12 protein-coding genes are annotated in these 18,708 nt (G+C 49.6%); all 12 read left to right on the plus strand.

The annotated features are described in order from the left end of the window. Positions 1-460: 460 nt before the first annotated feature. The gene (locus A0W33_RS00505) at positions 461-3,709 is read left to right on the plus strand and encodes a PA14 domain-containing protein (protein WP_068836345.1); all 3,249 of its coding nucleotides are present in this window, start codon (positions 461-463) and stop codon (positions 3,707-3,709) included. A 713-nt stretch (positions 3,710-4,422) separates the two neighbouring features. Next, on the plus strand, positions 4,423-6,318 hold the full coding sequence (locus tag A0W33_RS00510; RefSeq protein ID WP_082815084.1) for an ATP-binding protein: 1,896 nt from the start codon (positions 4,423-4,425) through the stop codon (positions 6,316-6,318). A gap of 209 nt (positions 6,319-6,527) precedes the next feature. After that, entirely contained in the window at positions 6,528-7,907 is a 1,380-nt protein-coding gene (locus A0W33_RS00515) for a response regulator (RefSeq protein WP_068836347.1), read from the plus strand. A 437-nt stretch (positions 7,908-8,344) separates the two neighbouring features. Continuing rightward, positions 8,345-8,722, plus strand: coding sequence for a response regulator transcription factor (locus A0W33_RS00520; RefSeq protein ID WP_068839851.1), 378 nt, complete (start codon positions 8,345-8,347; stop codon positions 8,720-8,722). 13 nt (positions 8,723-8,735) lie between these two features. Beyond that, entirely contained in the window at positions 8,736-9,902 is a 1,167-nt protein-coding gene (locus A0W33_RS00525) for a sugar transferase (protein ID WP_068836348.1), read from the plus strand. Then, positions 9,902-10,651, plus strand: a complete 750-nt coding sequence (locus tag A0W33_RS00530; protein ID WP_068836349.1) for a TolC family protein — start codon at positions 9,902-9,904, stop codon at positions 10,649-10,651. Before A0W33_RS00525 ends, A0W33_RS00530 begins: the two co-directional genes overlap by 1 nt. A 59-nt stretch (positions 10,652-10,710) precedes the next feature. Then, the gene (locus A0W33_RS00535) at positions 10,711-12,849 is read left to right on the plus strand and encodes a GumC family protein (protein ID WP_068836350.1); all 2,139 of its coding nucleotides are present in this window, start codon (positions 10,711-10,713) and stop codon (positions 12,847-12,849) included. Positions 12,850-12,898: 49 nt separating this feature from the next. Beyond that, positions 12,899-14,353, plus strand: coding sequence for an O-antigen ligase family protein (locus A0W33_RS00540; RefSeq protein WP_068836351.1), 1,455 nt, complete (start codon positions 12,899-12,901; stop codon positions 14,351-14,353). Then, the gene (locus tag A0W33_RS00545) at positions 14,346-15,245 is read left to right on the plus strand and encodes a glycosyltransferase family 2 protein (protein ID WP_068836352.1); all 900 of its coding nucleotides are present in this window, start codon (positions 14,346-14,348) and stop codon (positions 15,243-15,245) included. Before A0W33_RS00540 ends, A0W33_RS00545 begins: the two co-directional genes overlap by 8 nt. Before the next feature lie 121 nt (positions 15,246-15,366). Next, on the plus strand, positions 15,367-16,572 hold the full coding sequence (locus A0W33_RS00550; RefSeq protein WP_068836353.1) for a glycosyltransferase: 1,206 nt from the start codon (positions 15,367-15,369) through the stop codon (positions 16,570-16,572). Between the two features lie 180 nt (positions 16,573-16,752). Then, positions 16,753-17,967 carry a glycosyltransferase family 2 protein gene (locus A0W33_RS00555; protein ID WP_068836354.1) on the plus strand — a complete coding sequence of 405 codons (1,215 nt, stop codon included), beginning with the start codon at positions 16,753-16,755 and terminating at the stop codon, positions 17,965-17,967. A 43-nt stretch (positions 17,968-18,010) separates the two neighbouring features. Then, positions 18,011-18,646: an acyltransferase gene (locus A0W33_RS00560; RefSeq protein WP_068836355.1), complete on the plus strand. Its 636-nt coding sequence runs from the start codon at positions 18,011-18,013 to the stop codon at positions 18,644-18,646. Positions 18,647-18,708 lie beyond the last annotated feature (62 nt).

The following is an 18,708-nucleotide window of genomic DNA, read 5'->3' on the forward strand; positions in this document are numbered from 1 at the left end:
TGAACAAAAATCATAAAAGACCTTGGGATTTCATTACATAAATTAAGATTTAAGACTCTAATTGTTCATTGCAAAGTTAATTATGCATTATATCTATTTTTGCACTTTCATTCACTAAATTTATTTATTGTAAAGCTTGCATATTGAATTTGTTTCATAGTTTTACCCACTCAAACACTGGATTCAATGCTTATTCAAAGCCTAATCCAACTAACGTTTTAACACCTGATATCCTGTTTTGGATTAATTATTACAACCTGGTAAAAGCATCCGCTTTAACCATAGGATTACTTTGTCATTTTTTAAATTAATTGAAATATCACTTTTTAAACACTCCTGCAAATTGCGTTGCTTTTACAAATGTCACTACGGCACTGAAACGATTAACAGCAGAACAAATAATCAGAAGTTATAACATATAAACAGAGTACAAATTAACTTTTTCAATTTTTAGCCAAACATGAAAAAATTAACTACTAAATCGCTTATCATCCTCTTGATGAGCTACTTGTATGTCTTTCCGGGTCATGCGCAACTTAATTCAAGCCAAACGGCCAACACCTCTGTTAAGCCTTTTTCCGAACAATTCGGCTATGGCAGTAACATGGGCTACTTTTCGAATGGATGGGACGACAAAAAAATTGCCACCGTTTTGAGTAATGCGGGCGTGAACACCGTACGGGCATCGTTGCCAGATTACTTTATTGAGCAATGGGGCACGCCGATCCGCCTGAAGGAATTCCAGTACTACACTAACGACTTGGGCATGAAGGGCATTACCGTGTTCATCGGCAATCCTTCTGATGCGCACCAGGATAAAACTGTTTACCCTGGCTGCACCCAGCCCTCCAAACTGTTCGCGAACCTTTACGAGCCCATCTGGAATTCAGATGGTTCTGTGAACAAGAACAACTATTACGCCGAGTACGTGAACAAGCTGGTGCAGACCTACGGCCCTTACGTGAAGGTATGGGAAGTTGTAAACGAGCCTGACCTGACACACGCCAATGCCACTGAATGGCTTACCCGCGCTCCCCTTCCTTCTGAACTTCCCAACACGCGGGCTCCATTCTACCACTACATCCGCATGCTGCGCATCTCTTATGAGGTGATCAAAAAGTATAACCCGGACAGCTACGTAACACCAGGCGGATTAGGATATCCTGAATACCTCGATGCCCTACTGCGCTACACTGATAACCCGAACGGCGGTGCCGTTACCAGCCAGTACCCGAATAAAGGAGGTGCTTATTTCGACCTGCTAAGCTACCACGTGTACCCTGCCTACTTCATGAGTGTCTGGAAAGACGGTGGCTTTGTGTATACCCGCAATTCAGACAATGCTGCAGCTCAGGCCATCGGCCACAAAAACAACTTTGAGAAGGTGCTGAACAAGTATGGCTACAACGGCTCTACTTATCCCAAAAAGGACCTCATCATCACCGAGACCAATGTTAGCCGCCGATCATCTGGCAACCACCATGGAAGCGACGAAATGCAGCGGAATTTTGGCATCAAAACATTGGTGTTGGCACAGAAAAACAACGTGAAGCAGGTGCATATCTATGCCGCTGCTGAAACCATCGATGCTCCCCCTGCAGACCAGACCGTAAGCCTTACGAACTCTTATGAACTGATGGGCTTGTATGAGAACCTGAAAAGAGATGCCCCAGGAAGTGAAAAAATAAACCAGGAGGGAATTGGCTACAAGACCACCTCACAGTTGCTGGAGGGCTATACCTACGATGCCGGGCGTACTTCGGCGTTAAACATGCCTGCAAGTATGGAAGGCGCCGCTTTCAAAAAAGACGGACAGTTTGTATACGTACTTTGGGCCAAGGCCTTGACTGATAAAAGCGAGACTGCCAGTGCTACGTACTCCTTCCCTTCCTCCTGGAACATAGGCACCGTGGAGCGCAAGGACTGGAACCACTCCTCCACCGGCTCTACCAAAACACAGGCTTCTACCGGCATTGTGCTTAATAGCGCACCAGCTTTCTTCACCGCGTCTGGCAGCTCCACAACAGAGCCAGCCCTAGCAAGCCAAACGATCACGTTTGCTCCGCTTGCTGCAAAGGTTTTGGGCGATGCGCCTTTCACTGTTAGCGCTACCGCTTCTTCAGGATTAGCGGTAAGCTTTAGAATTGTATCAGGACCAGCTACTATTTCAGGCAACACCATCACCCTTACTGCTACCGGAACGGTAACTGTGGAGGCAATGCAGGCCGGAAATGATGCTTATAGTGCCGCCAACCCGGTAAGACAGAGCTTTGCAGTGAACGCTGCGACTACCCCGGAGCCAACCCCAGAGCCTGAGCCTGCACCGGCGCCAGCGCCCGGGCAGACGGGCAGCATCACGCGCGACTTCTGGACCAGCGTGCGCGGCTCGAGCGTGGCCGACGTGCCAGTAGGCACCGCCCCGACAAAGACCACAGAGGAGACGCTCTTCGAGGCCCCCTCGGGACAGGGCTCCACCTACGGCCAGCGCATCCGCGGCTACGTGACGGCGCCGGTGACGGGCCAGTACACCTTCTGGATCGCCGCCGACGACAAGGCAGAGCTCTACCTGAGCTCCTCGGAGGACCCGGCCAGAAAGACGCGCATCGCCTACTCCGCCGGCTGGACCAGCGCCCGCCAGTGGGACAAGTACGACACGCAGCAGTCGGTGAAGGTGACCCTGGAGGCCGGAAAGCGCTACTACATCGAGGCCCTGCACCTGCAGAGCTGGGGAGGCGACAACCTGGCCGTGGGCTGGCAGCTGCCCAACGGGCAACTGCAGCGCCCCATCGCAGGGCAGCACCTCTCCCCATTCGGCTCAACTGCTGCAGCACCGGAGCCTACACCAGAACCAACCCCGGAGCCAACCCCAGAGCCCGAGCCTGCACCAGTGCCGGCACCGGCGCCCGGGCAGACGGGCAGCATCACGCGCGAGTTCTGGGCCAGCGTGCGCGGCTCGAGCGTGGCCGACGTGCCAGTAGGCACCGCCCCGACAAAGACCACAGAGGAGACGCTCTTCGAGGCCCCCTCGGGACAGGGCTCCACCTACGGCCAGCGCATCCGCGGCTACGTGACGGCGCCGGTGACGGGCCAGTACACCTTCTGGATCGCCGCCGACGACAAGGCAGAGCTCTACCTGAGCTCCTCGGAGGACCCGGCCAGAAAGACGCGCATCGCCTACTCCGCCGGCTGGACCAGCGCCCGCCAGTGGGACAAGTACGACACGCAGCAGTCGGTGAAGGTGACCCTGGAGGCCGGAAAGCGCTACTACATCGAGGCCCTGCACCTGCAGAGCTGGGGAGGCGACAACCTGGCCGTGGGCTGGCAGCTGCCCAACGGGCAACTGCAGCGCCCCATCGCAGGGCAGCACCTCTCCCCGTACGTGACTTTGAGTAGCAGCAGCACAAGTGCTTTGCTAGGCAATGGAGCAGATGCAAGTATGGGCGAGACACCAGCAGATTTAACGGCTTATCCGAACCCGTTCACGACAGATGCCACGGTTGCGTTTTCGCTGGCAGCTGCCACGGAAGTGTCACTGGAAGTGTATGACCTGCAAGGCAGGTTGGTTCGCCAACTTTACAAGGGCAGCGTGAACGCGGGAGAGTTGAATCGCTTTACCTTAAAGGCACAGGGCCTTGACCGTGGGGTATACATCATCCGGCTGGTAACAGGCTCAAAAGTGTTCACACAGAAAATTGTTCTTGAACTATAAAGCCATAGCGCTCCTGCATTAAATCTACCTTACACAAGCAGGCTTTGCACAAAGCATATTTGAAGACCTCCAGAGCTGTTGCTCTGGAGGTCTTTTATTTTATTATCTCCTTTTTATAAGCTAACATCTTATCGCTTCCGAATGAAGACTCTTGGTGCTGCAGTGTCGCTGTAGCCATGCATTCTCAACTCTACTGTTCCATGTGTAAGTCAATATTTCCTCCAGTACACTTTACCGTACGAAAGGCACACCTGGCTCCTTAACCAGCACACCTATCTTCACGCCTTTCTGAGCCCTACAAAAACAGAGCTGCGTTAAAATTCTGTTAATTTTAAATTTTGTTTATACTTATTCCCCACTCCTCCCCTGACCGACACACGGTTAATCAGTATACAACAAACCTCCTCAAATCCTCTTTCTGACGAACTAAAGCACCTTTAACAGTCAAGCTGAGCCAGCTCCCCGCATCTCGTGGCGTCTCATCATTCTTCAGGTTAAAGTTCAAGATTGTTTTGCCGTAACTATTGCAAATATATCCAAGTATACAAGTAAAAAATTCAATTTATGAGCTACAGTTTAGATTTACCGAAGTTTCATAGCCTAGAACTGATTTGGCTTCGTATTAACTGTTTCAGAGATTTTTAGCTAAGAAATTTCTCCTATACCTATTACATATATTGTCGGAAATACGGCAAGCAGTAAATCCTTATACTATGCGTGAGTCAACAATGGGGCAGTTGAAAGAGTGGTGGAAAGACAGGGTAAGCCCTGCCCGTGATGCGGCTCCTTTTTCTACCAATCCCTGCACAACTTCATCAAAGATCAACTTCACCCCAGCCACGAAGCCTGAAAAAGACTTTCCGCAGCCTACAGGTTACCAGGCCGGCACCAGTACGGGCAATGTGTTTGATGACAGCTTCTTATCTTTGTTAAAGAAGGTGGGCAAAGAAACATTTTACTTTGTTGTCCCTTCCAAAGCCCCGGCTCAAAAGGCATGGGTATCAGATTACACGGCACCGGCACAAGAAAAAAGTGCCGCCGCCGGGTCTGTCGCTGCCAACGGCTATGCCAATGACCTGTGGCTGGAAACTGAGAAACTGCTCAAAGCCGGTAGTTGGAAGTATGATGTAGAAGCCCAGTCTTTTATCTGCACGCCCAATACCTACACATTACTGCAGATACCCGCTCCGTCAGAGGCCCTGGACTTTAATGCGCTGCTTCCATACTTCACCGAAGCTGACCAAGGCAAGCTCGCTGACTGCTGGAACTGTGCCCTTCACCTGCGGCAGGAGTCGGAGTATACTTCAAAATTACACCGTGGTCCGGAAGAAGTTTGGTTGAAGCTGAAGTTTAAACCTCTCTGTGCGGGCGATAAATTGATAAGTGTTGTTGGCAGCATAGAGGATGTTTCAGAAAAAGTTGCCGAGGAAGGCAAGCTTATACTTGAAAAGAAAAAAGCGGAAGCAGTGACACAGGCTAAAAATGCGTTGATGTCGCTCTACAGCCATGAAATTAGAACGCCGCTTAACTCCATAATGGGCCTCACCTACTTAGCGTTGCAGGACCAGCACCTGGCACCCGATCACCGGCGGTATTTAAACTCTATCCATTTCTCGGCTAAGCACCTGCTTTCCCTGAGTGAGAACTCGCTCGACCATTCCAAAATTGAAGCGGGCAAACTGGAGCTAGAGGTGGAAGATTTCCGAATTAAGGATTTGCTGCACAACCTGCACCAATCTTTCTATGCAACGGCGCTGGAAAAGCAGGTAGATTTCAAACTTCACCTGGACAAGTCGGTTCCGGAGGAAGTGTCCGGTGACCCGATTCGGCTAACGCAAATACTGCACAACCTTATTGGCAATGCTCTTAAGTTCACGAAAGAAGGTTACGTCCGGCTCCTGGTTGATGTGGTGTACCAGTCGGATAGTGACTGTGTGCTCGAGTTTGCGGTGGAGGACACAGGCATCGGCATCCCTGAGGATTGCCAGCAGCTCATTTTCGAAAGCTATAAGCAGGCCAGGCCTTCTACCTACCGTCAGTTTGGCGGTACGGGACTTGGCCTGTCCATTACAAAAGAAATTATTGAGCTGCATAAAGGCGAAATAGAGCTGACCAGTGCTGAAGGTGTAGGATCAGTTTTTAAGGTAAGGCTGAAGTATGGCCGAGCCGCGGCACCGGCTGCTCCCCCGGTAGCGGAGCAGTACCAAAGCAACTGCAGCCTGGAGGGGCTACGTGTGCTTGTGATCGATGATGACGCCATGAATACCCTGGTGACAAGCGAACTCCTGCGTAAGTGGGGAGCACTTACCGACACCGCCGAGAATGGCTTACTGGCCCTCGAAAAGCTTAAACAAAACTCTTACGATCTGGTGCTGATGGACCTGTACATGCCCGACATGAATGGGTTTGAGACGATCACTCAGGTGCGGAACAGTGGATTGCAAGTGCCATTTGTGGCTTTAACAGGCACTGCAAACAAAGAGGAGATTTGCAGATTACTAACGTTGGGGGTAAACGATTACCTCGTAAAGCCGTTCCATCCACAACAGTTGTACAACAAGCTTGTACAGGTACACGCGTTAGCCAGTCAAACCCCAGATCAGCTATAGGGGATAACTCAATAAGTATAGCAACCATTTTGCCTGATCCCCTAGCAGGTACTGCTGCTCCTGCTTCGCCATAACAGGATAAAACAAATAAATGATTTAGTTTGACCTAACTAAGAAAGTCGCTGCCGCGTACAGTCTTTATCCTGTCACACACGGATAACAGACCCTGAAGGGTACTCTACGATTCTTTTACTTACACCCGGCGCACGATGGAACTAACAAAGCAGGTATTAGAGGCCAACCCCAACCCTATTTATATCAAAAACCGGCAGGGCAAAATTGTTATAGCCAATGCTGCATTCGCCAAAATGCACAAAGTGCCCCTTCCAACCCTGCTTGCAGAAGGAAAGCTACCTAATGACTATGCCTTTGAACGTGACCTGGAAGTGATGGAGAGCAATAGCCCGGCTAGCTTTGAGGAATCGTACAGAACGGACAGCGAATCTAAAACCTGGTACCATACTATCAAGAATGCGATTGTGCTGGAGAATGGGGAGCGATACCTGATTTCCGTTTCTTTTGATATCTCCAGCTGTAAAAACGCCCTGCAGGCTGCGGCCAGTCAACCCGAAGCGCAGGAAACTTATCTTAACGAGGTACGGCAGGAGCTTAGCGCCTCTGCACAGGCTATTTTAAGCATGGCCAACCACCTCCGCAAGCAAGGCCTCTCAAAAGACCAGGAAGCCCACCTCAACGCACTTCTTTCCATAGCCGGTAAGTTACCTGATATACCCCAGAACGCATTGCTGAAGGCGAAAGCACCCGATGAGCAACGAGTGCAACAGCAGCCTCTCCCGGAAGAACAGAATGGCCATGGCAACTTAAAAGGAGTACGCGTGCTTTTAGCCGAAGACGAACCTACAGACCTGCTCCTGGCGTCCAGATTGCTTCGCTCCTGGGGTGTGCTGCTGGATGTAGCTTCCAGCAGCGAACTAATTTTAAAGCAGGCGCGCGAAAAACCGTATGACCTCATTCTGATGGACGTTGGGCTGAAAGACGAGGAGGGCTATACTTCCTCTTACCATATAAAGCACCTGCCCTATCCAAACCAAAGTACTCCCATCGTAGCCTTCACTGCCCAAAATGTGCACATCGACAGCAAACGCTACAGGCAAGCAGGGTTTCAGGACTTGCTGTTCAAACCGTACGGTGAAAAAGACTTGTACCAGGTTATCTGCAGAAACACGGGCAGAAGCGGTAGTTCAGAAAATGGCGCAGCGCGTCCGGCACAGCAAGCTTTGTATGACTTCTCTGGCTTGGGAAGTTTAATGGACGACCCTATGTTTGTTCGAAAGATGCAGCTTCTGTTCGTGAACTCGGTACCTCAGCAGCTTACCAGCCTGGCCGACGCCATTTACTCCGAAAACTGGGGCAGTGTAGGCCATATTACACACCGTCTACGATCCATCTTCTCAAATATAAGAGTCCATAAAGCCACGGACGTGTTGAAGGAAATTGAGCAGAACGCTGCCTCAGCCTTGAACATTGCTGCCAACCATACATTGCTTTCCACCCTCTACAGCATCACAAATGCTATTGTGGCAGATTTTGAAGAGCAGCTTCAGGCAAACCCCTGTGCTACTACTTAGCAGGATGTAACTGGATTTACCCGCTATGCCATCACCTTCTCCTTCTAACATAATCTACAGGCATTTTCAGTTCTCTTTTTCCTGCTTTGGGAATAAGAGAGTGACATTTATAGACCGCTCTGAAGTATAAATGCATTTATTCAGGTGCAAATTTTCATAAAAAAACTGCCCGTGCAAGCGCGGAATCAGATATAACAAAATAAACATATTACATAAACAAACCTATCTAAATATCCTGCGTTAATAGGTTCTTAAAGATTTACTTTAACAATAGCGATATAAAATTGACTTATTAGATATTAAATGTACCCTTAGGCAAACATGAACAGCATTAACAGTGAAAATGACATTGATGGGTAAGCAGTAAAGCAAAAGAGACCTATTTTTTATACTTCAAAGCCAGGTTTCTGAGCTTAATGAATGACACCAGGAGCATTATGAAAAAGCGACTTCTAATCGTTGACGACGAACCATCTATCGGATTAATACTTGAGCATTTTTTCTCAAAAGAATATGAGGTAGTGGTCAAAACGAATGGCCAGGAAGCCATGCTTTGGTTACAGGAAGGGCATTTTATCGACTGCATTGTAGCTGATTTCGATATGCCCTTTATGAATGGCCTTGAATTTATAATCCAACTTCAGGCCAGCACCCTGCACAAAGACATCCCCTTGTTGATGCTATCTGGCAAGGATGAGACCCGTACCAAGATTCAGTGCCTAAAACATGGGGCCGACGACTACATAGTAAAGCCTTTCAATCCGGAAGAACTTGATATCCGGATTAAGAACATGCTCAAGAGAATCAAGTTGTAAACCCTTCCTCCAGATGAAAAGAAGAGTAGCCTATTTTTGTCCTGACTTTCAGGAAGCGAGCAACTTTGGGAATGCCCTTGCGAAAGAACTGGATGTGAAGCATTTCAGCAATGTAAAACAGTTGCTGAAATGGCTTTCGCAGGGCAACTACTACGATGCCATCCTTATCTCTGCGGACCTGACTTCCTCACTGGGCTTAAACCTGGCCCGGAAGTTAACCAAGGAGCTTAATGTTAAAGCACCTGTGTTTTGGCTGGCAAATAAATCCTACTCACACAAACTGCAGCAGGTGTTTCAGAAAGCAGGCATCAAAGATATCTTCCACCCCTCAAGAGACAAAGAAAAGCTGGTGGCGCGCCTGCGTTTTCTGTCGCGGCAGCAAACGAGCGAGCGGGTACAGCATAACACGAATTTATCAGTCAGGCGAAACCTGTCCGGCAAACGCGCCTTCGATATTATTGTGGCTACGCTGGCTCTGATCTGCTTCTCTCCCCTGTTCCTGCTGGTTGCCATCCTGATAAAGCTAGAGTCGAAAGGTCCCGTGTTCTATTACTCCTACCGGGTGGGTACCGGCTATAAAATCTTTAAGTTCTGGAAGTTCCGCTCAATGCGGCAGGACGCCGAGCACTTACTGGAGTCTGTTAAAGGGCAAAACCAGTACACCTCCGGGCATAGCTTTGATGCTGCACTGGATGGGGGCCTCTGCGCGGCATGCGCCAGCGCAGGCACCGAGTGCCTGAATAAACTGATTGACATGCAAGGCAAATCCATCTGTGAGAAAGAGTATCAGCTAGCAAAAAAAGCCACCTCCGGATCGGCGTTCATTAAGATAGCCAATGACCCGCGCATCACAAGGTTGGGCACGTTCCTGCGCAACACAAGTATAGATGAGCTTCCGCAACTGTACAATGTGCTGCGGGGCGACATGTCGATTGTGGGAAACCGGCCGCTCCCACTCTACGAGGCAGAGAAGATCACCACCGACCAGTTTGCCGCCCGCTTTATTGCCCCCGCAGGAATAACGGGCCTGTGGCAGGTGAGCCGGCGTGGCGGGCACTACATGTCGGAGGATGAGCGAAAAGCCCTGGACATTGAATATGCAGAGGAATACTCCATGAAAAAAGACATCCTTATAATCCTTAAAACTTTACCCGCATTGTTTCAAAAACAAAACGTTTGATGAAAAAACTCTCTCTAACTGTGCTATTTGCTATGTACGTGCTGCTAGCCTTTAGCCAAACCAAGCCAGACACCACAGGCTCCCGAATCGATTTGTTCTTCAACTCACCGGACATTGCGCTTCCGCTCCTGTACAACGCTGCCATAGCGCGCGCCGCAGAAATGGAAAGGCTCGATGCCGAGGAGCAACTGGCGGAAGAGCAAATAAAGCTGAGCAAGCGGCAGATCCTTTCGGGTATATCCATTGGCGGTGGCTACAACTGGGGCTCCCGGTTCCGGTACTCAGATGCCGAACAGATATCCAACCCCTGGAACCCTTTTGTGCTGCCGGTGCAGGCATTTTACAATGTAGGCGTAAACGTGGGCTTCCCCCTGCTTAGCATTGTGAACCGCAAAAGCCAGATCAAAGCAAGCATGTTGGCTTTGAAACAGGTTAAAACCGACCAAAAGCTGACAGAGCGCGAAATCAGAGAGCAGATCATTACGCTGTACCAGGAACTGGTGCTATCCCGAAAAGTCATGGAAAACGCGCAGGATGCGTTTCAATCCGCCAAAGTCAGCAAGCAAATCGCGGAGAAACGATTCAGACAAGGCGAACTGCAGGTAGACGAGCAGATGCAGGTATTAGACTTTTACAGCAAAGCAGGCCTGGCATTAGAGCAAGCCAAAAGCGTTTACCTGACCAATTACCTCTTGCTGGAAGAGCGCTTAGGGATGACTATTTATAACTTAATGAACGACGCCAAATGACACTTCGAGACTTTAATAGACTGATGCGCCGGAATTGGTTGCTTCTATTGGCTATCCCTTTGATAACCGCTATATCCATCTTTTTCTTTGCCCGCGACCAGGACAAACTCTATAGTTCAGACACTGTGCTTTATACAGGTATTGCCACTGGTTCACGTATTGCAAATGGTGAAAAAGAGGCGCCCAAAGCTGCCGATAATGCCTATGGCAACATGCTCTCGCTCATGAACTCGCGCGAGATAAAAGAGGAGGTGATTACACGGCTGATAGCCTCTCATTTAATGCTGCCCGGCCCGGACCCGAGTGTGGTGAGTGAAAAAACATACGAGCGCCTGCACGAAGTTATTCCTGCCTCCCTCAAAAAGAAACTGGTGGGCAAGACGATGGAAGAAACAACCCGGAACATCAGGAAGTATTACACGGCAGACACCAGTAACCCTATTTATAACCTCATCAACTCCGGCGACCCAGTATATTCGACGGATGCGTTCGAGGAAATGATGACCGAACGGATGGGCGCAAGTGATTTAATAAAAGTTTCTTATACCTCTAATGACCCTGCCACCACGTTCCACACGTTGGAGAACCTGATAAATGTATTTACCCGCAAGCACGAGGAACTGTTTATGGGGCAAAACAAATCGGTCATGGGCTACTTCGACTCATCTACGGAGGAGGCGTATGAAAAACTCAAATCAGCACAGGAGAAACTGCTGGCCTTCCAAAGGGCAAACAACATTGTAGACTACGATCAGCAAATCGCTTCTTCCTCTGCAGTGAAAACACAGGCAGAAGAGCAGTACAAAGAGGTGGAGATGCTGTATATCGGTGCTCTTACTGCCCTGAAGGCGGCAGAAAACAAGTTAAGCGGACGTGGTGCCTCTAACCTTAAAAGCCAGGAGATAATACGGCTTCGGAATGAGCTTTCAGAACTGAATACCCAGATCATGGAGCTGGAGCTACAGCGTTCTCCCCAGCCAGACAACAACGAGCGCCTCACAAGACTGAAGCAGGAAGCGCAGACAGTATCAGATAAGATTGCCGATAACGTTGCCGCCTACGAAGGGAATAATACCGCAGAAGGTGTCCCAATAACAGGCGTTCTGAACACGTACGTGCAGAATACTATACTCGTGGAAGAGTTGAAGAGTAAGTTGGATGTGCTCCGCAGACAGCGCGATGCCTCCTCCGGAGAGTATGAGGAGTTGGCGCCGCTGGGCTCACAGTTCAACAACCTGAAGCGTGATGTGGAAGTGGCAGAGCAAGAGTATACCGCTCAGTTAGAAGGCCTGAAGCAAAGCAAGCTGAACCAGCAAAATATTGCCATGGCTTCCAACCTAAAGGTGATCGACCCGCCATACTTCCCTATAAAGTCGACAGGGGCCAGTTTGATTATGCTTGTGCTGTTTGGCTTCTTCGGTGCATTTTTGTTGACAAGTGCGGGAGTTTTTGCCGCCGATAAACTGGACAACTCCCTCAGGAAGCCAGAGCTGGCTTTAAAGACCATCAACTTTCCGATTCTGGGCGTTCTGCCTGAAACAACGGGCAAGCCCAGCGCCAAGCAGCTGGATGAGGTGAAAAGAGCAGAGGATCAGCTGGCCCGCCAGGTGTTGCTTAAACTGCAGCAGCAGCGCAACCCTAACAGTCCGCGCGTAATTGGTGTGTTAAGCAGCTACTCCGGCGAAGGCAAAACCACAGTGGCCAATGCACTGGCCAATAGCCTGCACAACATGGGCATAGAGGTTGTGAGTTTCATACCGGATGGGCATGCCTTCCCGGATGCACTTTTCGATACCACCACCTACTACTCCCCGGTGAATGGCGTACGTTCAGACTCGGCTTTATCTGAGATGTCGGGCAGAAGCCTGAACAGCACAGATGTAGTGATTATTGAGTTCCCGCCACTGTTAGAATCAGTTTACCCGGTGCTGCTGTTAGAGCGCCTCGACATGATTCTGGTTACCGTTCAAACAAACCGTACCTGGGAGCAGGCGGACAAAACAGTATTTGAAAACATCGAGAAGATCACAAATGCGCCGATAGAGGTTGTGCTGAACGGCGTGCTGCAGCAGTATGTGCAGGATTACGTGGGCGCGCCTGCTAAATCGTTGCCAGCGCCAACGCGCCCGGCACCAACAGAAGACGCGCACCAGAAACTGGGGAAATGGGAGAAAGAAACCCCCATACTTAACCCGTAGCCTGTACGTCACCTTAAAACGCTAGTCCCTTAGTAGCTAAAGATTCGATATGAGGCAGTTTGCTTTTATTGCAGAGCGTAAAACGGTCGGCATTCTCCTGCCAGTGGCAACGCTTATTGCCGTTGGCATCGGATGGCTTACCGCAAACATCGGCATACTTGTCCCAGGCATGCTGGTGCTGCTGGCGGTGGCTATACCGTTTGTTCTTGCTGTATTCTACAACCCCAGACTGGGGCTGAAGGCCACCATTATCTACTGCTTCTTTCTTTTTGGGATAGCGCGCGAAGTAGGAGGTTTCCCTTACGGCCTGTTGGTGGACGGTTTACTGGTCTTCACCTGGATAGCTGTTTTTTTCAGCAATTCAAAAGCACTTGATTGGGACAACATAAAGAATGACCTCTGCCTGATCACACTGCTTTGGTTTCTGATAACGGTACTGGAACTGGCCAACCCGGCAGATGCCAGCCCGATGGGATGGTTACAGGAGATGCGAGGCACTGCGCTGTACTGGCTGCTGGCAGTGCCGCTCTCCCTGATGCTTTTCAACACCAACAAAGACCTGAATTCTTTCTTGACCATCATCATTGTACTGTCGGTGGTGGCCGCCCTGGTTGGCATTAAGCAGTTGCATATCGGTTTATCTACCGGTGAGCAGGCTTTCCTGGATGCCGGTGCAAACAAAACGCACATCCTTTTCGGAAAGCTCCGGGTTTTCTCCCTTTACAGCGATGCCGGGCAGTTTGGCGCATCACAGGCACACCTTTGCCTTGTGGCCCTGGTATTGGCACTGGGGCCATTTAAAATTTGGATACGGGTGCTCCTGTTAGCTGCGGCAGGCATACTTTTTTACGGCATGTTAATCTCAGGAACGCGTGGGGCACTTTTCGCCCTGGTAGTGGGTGTTGCCGTGGCACTGTTCCTGAGCAAGAATTTCAAGATACTGCTGCTTGGCTCCTTCCTGGCCCTTTCCGGCCTTTTCATCCTGAAGTATACGTATATCGGCAACAGCAGCTACCACATATACCGTCTGCGCACTGCCTTAAACCCGGAAGATGCTTCACTAGGCGTACGACTATACAACCAGGAGCGCCTCGCTGAGTATCTGGATACCCGCCCTTTTGGCGGTGGTGTTGGCGTGATCGGCTACTGGGGCGAGCGGTATAACTCCGACAAATACCTTTCCACCATCCCACCCGATAGTTACTGGGTAAAAGTCTGGGCTAGTTACGGCATCGTCGGCTTTATCATCTGGTTTGGAATGATGATGTACATACTTGGCAAATGCTGCGGCATTGTCTGGCGCATTCAGGACAAAGCGCTCCGCATAAAGTTAATGGCTCTGACGGCAGGTGCGGCTGGCATTCTCTTCTGCAGCTACGGCAATGAGGTGATCAATGCCATGCCGTCAGCAATTATAGTGTATGTCTCCTGGGCCTTCGTCTTTCTGGGGCCAAAGATGGATAAAAAAATTCTAAACGATTCCGTTGCTCAAGCTAATGCTTAAACCTTTAGTTTCAGTTATATCTGTTAATTACAACCAGGCGGCGCTTACGTGTGCCATGGTGGCTTCCCTTCGTGAGGTAACGTACCCTAACGTAGAGATCATTGTGGTGGATAACGCCTCTCCCACAGATGACCCTACTGTGATAGTGGAGACGTACCCGGAAGTTAAGCTCATAAGATCTGAAGCGAATTTAGGTTTTGCCGGGGGAAACAACCTGGGCATACAGCAGGCACAGGGAGCGTATTTGCTCTTCCTGAACAACGACACTGAGGTGGCACCCGACTTTCTGGAGCCATTGGTGGAACTCTTCGAGAATAACAGCCAGGCAGGCATCGCCTCCCCAAAAATCATCTTTTATGGGACCGACAACGTCATCCAGTACGCAGGTTCCACAGGCATTAACCCCTGGACAGGCCGAAGCAAAGGAATTGGAAGCCAGGAAACAGACATGGGGCAGTACAACACCTCTATGCAAACCGCGCTGGCCGACGGGGCAGCCATGATGGTGCCCCGGCGCGTGATAGACCAGGTGGGCCTGATGCCGGAAATGTATTTTCTCTACTACGAGGAGCTGGACTGGTGCGAAATGATTAAACGTGCCGGTTTTACGTGCCACTACATCGCCAACTCCACCATCTACCACAAAGAGTCAATGTCGGTTGGGAAGGTATCGGTTTTAAAGACTTACTACATGAACCGTAACCGGCTACTATTTATCCGCAGAAACATAAAGGGGTGGCCATTCTGGAGCAGCACCTTTATATTTTTTATGGCTGCAATTCCCAAAAAAACAGTGCAGTTTGCTTTACGGCTCCAGGGGAAACACCTGGTGGCGATCGGCCGTGGCCTGTGGTGGAACTTTACCAATATAAACCGATCGAAAGCAGGCTAAACCGGTATATTTTGACACCAATATTTTTCATGATTCAATGAGCATTACCTGCCATAAAGTCTACTGTTAATTGACAGGTAAAGCAGGCAGCAGCAACTTATAATAGGCTTAAAATTAGAGTATGACACTGATTTATTTATTTATACAAACGATACTATATGGCGCTGCTGCTTACCTGCTGTTCAATTGTGCATACCTCCTTTTCTTTGCTGTAGCCGGGCATACCAAACTTAAAAGGGGCGAGCTTCCTCCTGCACATACCTTTCGGAATGTGTGTGTGCTGATCCCGGCTTACCGCGAGGACGTGGTTATACTTGAGAGTGCCCAGACCGCGCTCCAGCATTCTTACGGTGGCGAATTAGATGTTATTGTGATTGCTGACGGACTGAAGGCCGCAACCATTGCAGCACTCCGGCAGAAGGGTGCCAAGGTTGTTGAAGTCAGTTTTGAGAGAAGCACGAAAGGGAAAGCGCTTTTAGAAGCCATGCGAATATTGCCCCCTGACCTGTATGAGGTGGCAGTGGTGCTGGATGTAGACAACATTATGGGTAACGATGTACTGGAAGAGGTGAATAACGCTTTTGAGGCTGGTTATAAGGTAGTGCAATGTCACCGGCGGGCAAAAAACATTGACTCAGCCTTTGCCTTGCTCGATGCCTGTAACGAAGAAATAAGCAATCACATTTTCAGAAAAGGGCATTTTGCCCTGGGTATGTCCCCCTCCCTGATCGGTTCCGGTATGGCTTTCGAATTCTCCTACTTAAAGCGGCTACTGGCCGATATAGGCGAGACAGTGGGCGAGGACAAAGAACTAGATTATCGCATTCTCAAAGACCGGGAGAAAGTATGCTACCTCAACAAAATCTATGTGTACGATGAGAAAATCGAGAACGCGAAGGTGTTTACACAGCAACGAACCCGTTGGATGTCGACGCAGCTGGAATACGTGAAAAAGTACACGCTGCAAGGAACTGCCCATTTGTTCCGGTTTGGGAATGTGGGCTACTTCGATAAGGTGCTGCAGACACTGCTGCTGCCAAAGGTACTTTTGATTGGGTGTGTGGGGGTCTTTTTGCTTCTCTCAAGCTTAATTTCCTTTGGCCCTCCTGCATGGTTTTGGGGAGCTCTGCTGTTGGCGTTGAACATAGCTTTGCTGATTGCGCTGCCAAGGTACCTCTACAACCGGAGGCTCCTGTTAGCTATACTTCATTTACCCTGGGCGCTCGTGTGCATGTGTGCCGCACTCTTCAGGTTAAACAGAACCAAATCATCTTTTTTACCGACACCGCATACTTCGAAAGCAGTTACGTCAGATTTAAACGATTAAAAACAAGCCTTATGCCATTCGAAATAATCATATTCCCAGCCATCCTCTTTCTTGTGATCGGCTTTATAAGTGGCTTGAAAACCGGTAAAAAATAGCCTAAAAGCAGCCGGCAACAATTGCACAACAGGTAAACCCAGGTTTTCCTGTGCTATGTTTTATACCCTAAGAGACCAAAAAACGATGGAGCTTTTTCTCAAAGTATGTTTCTGGACTGCCATTTCGGTTGTATTCTATACTTACATCGGGTATGGAATAGTAGCTTGGGTTTGGGCCAAAAGCCTTTCGAAACTGCGAAAAGGAGAAGCGCTTGCCCCCTTTGAGCCTGAGGTAACTTTAATCGTACCCGCCTACAACGAAGCCTGCATATTGGAAAGCAAAATCAAGGACTGCCTTGCCCTAAGCTACCCAGCAGCTAAACTCCGAATTATGTTTATCACAGATGGCTCGACGGACAAACCAGAAGCCATACTTGCCAAATATCCCCGGATACAACACCTGCACATTGCCACGCGTGGCGGAAAATCATTGGCCGAAAACAGGGCAATGGAGCATGTGCGTACGCCATTTGTAATCTTCACCGACTGCAACACCTATCTGAACAGGGAAGCTGTGCGGGAGATGGTAAAGCATTACCAGGATCCGGCCGTAGGGGCTGTGTCCGGAGAGAAAAAAGTAATGACATTAGACTCTTTATCCGGATCGGGGGAAGGTCTTTACTGGAAGTATGAGTCATTCCTGAAACGCTGCGATTCCGACATCCATAGTTTGATGGGAGCCGCCGGGGAGCTAGTGTCTTTCAGGACCAGCCTATACCAGCCACTCGAAGCCGATACCATTCTGGATGACTTTGTGCAGTCGTTACGTATTGTGGAGAAAGGGTATAAAGTGGTGTATGAGCCACAGGCGTTTGCCATGGAAGACCCCTCTAACTCGATGGCCGATGAAATGAAGCGCAAGATCCGGATCTGCGCCGGCGGCTGGCAGTCGATGGTCCGCCTGAAGTCCTTGCTTCTCCCCTTCCGGCAACCGGTGGTAACGTTTCTTTACATTTCGCACCGGGTGCTGCGCTGGAGCCTGACACCTGCTTTGCTTGCGCTGTTGCTGCCCCTGAACCTGGGCCTTGCTTACCTGCAGGGCGGCCTCTATACTTGGTTTTTTGTGGCGCAGCTGCTCTTCTACGCCGCTGCGTGGGTGGCCTGGCTGGCAGATGCCAAGGGGCATAAGCTAAAACCGCTTCTGGTTCCGCTATACTTTACCATGATGAACGTGGCTGTGTTTGCCGGATTTCTGAGGTACATCCGCAAGGCTCAGCCTGCGGCTTGGGAAAAGGCCGAACGAAACATCCATACTCCTGCGGCAGCTGCCTTTGCGCAGGATATGAGGAAAGCCTCCTGATCCGCCACTTCTTGTTTAACCTGACGCTTATTTTATTATAATATTGGGAATCATACAACATATAAAGTCAAACGAACGGCTAAAGGCACTGGCGCTCTATCTGCTGATGCCCGCTAACCAGGCACGCCCCCGATGGTGGGTACGCAACTTCATGAATCCCTTTTACCACCGGAAGGGAAACGGGGCTGTTTGTAAGTCTAAGGCGCGGCTCGATGTGCTGCCTTTTAACCCCTTCAGCATCGGGGAAAACGCTGTGATTGAAGACTATGCCGTCATTAATAACGGTATGGGCCACGTGCACATCGGCCGCAATACTTTTATCGGGCTGTTTAATGTGATAATAGGGCCGGTAACCCTCGGAGAAAACATTATTTTCGCACAAAACGTGGTGCTCTCTGGCCTGAACCATGGCTACAAAGACATCAGCGTTCCCATTAAAAAACAGCCTTGCACCACAGCAGAAATCAGGATTGAAGATGATTGCTGGATCGGGGCGAATGTTGTTGTCACAGCGGGAGTATCCATCGGGAAACACAGCATTGTGGCGGCAGGCAGTGTTGTCACTAAAAACGTTCCACCTTACACCATCGTCGGGGGTAATCCGGCCCGGATTCTGAAGCAGTACAACCCTGAAACAGAAGCGTGGGAAAAAATCATCAAGAAACCTATCGCTGTATAATTTTTGGTTGAAGTAGTAAAAAAGTTAGTGACTTATATTTATAATTCACGTAAAGCTATAAA

It is taken from the genome of Pontibacter akesuensis (assembly GCF_001611675.1).
Lineage (GTDB): Bacteria > Bacteroidota > Bacteroidia > Cytophagales > Hymenobacteraceae > Pontibacter > Pontibacter akesuensis.

Bases quoted from the DNA above. Each gene is read 5' to 3' on its own strand.
- A0W33_RS00515 (WP_068836347.1), top strand. From the start codon at position 6,528: ATGGAACTAACAAAGCAGGTATTAGAGGCCAACCCCAACCCTATTTAT.
- A0W33_RS00540 (WP_068836351.1), top strand. From the start codon at position 12,899: ATGAGGCAGTTTGCTTTTATTGCAGAGCGTAAAACGGTCGGCATTCTC.
- A0W33_RS00545 (WP_068836352.1), top strand. From the start codon at position 14,346: ATGCTTAAACCTTTAGTTTCAGTTATATCTGTTAATTACAACCAGGCG.
- A0W33_RS00525 (WP_068836348.1), top strand. From the start codon at position 8,736: ATGAAAAGAAGAGTAGCCTATTTTTGTCCTGACTTTCAGGAAGCGAGC.
- A0W33_RS00510 (WP_082815084.1), top strand. From the start codon at position 4,423: ATGCGTGAGTCAACAATGGGGCAGTTGAAAGAGTGGTGGAAAGACAGG.
- A0W33_RS00550 (WP_068836353.1), top strand. From the start codon at position 15,367: ATGACACTGATTTATTTATTTATACAAACGATACTATATGGCGCTGCT.
- A0W33_RS00505 (WP_068836345.1), top strand. From the start codon at position 461: ATGAAAAAATTAACTACTAAATCGCTTATCATCCTCTTGATGAGCTAC.
- A0W33_RS00555 (WP_068836354.1), top strand. From the start codon at position 16,753: ATGGAGCTTTTTCTCAAAGTATGTTTCTGGACTGCCATTTCGGTTGTA.
- A0W33_RS00530 (WP_068836349.1), top strand. From the start codon at position 9,902: ATGAAAAAACTCTCTCTAACTGTGCTATTTGCTATGTACGTGCTGCTA.
- A0W33_RS00520 (WP_068839851.1), top strand. From the start codon at position 8,345: ATGAAAAAGCGACTTCTAATCGTTGACGACGAACCATCTATCGGATTA.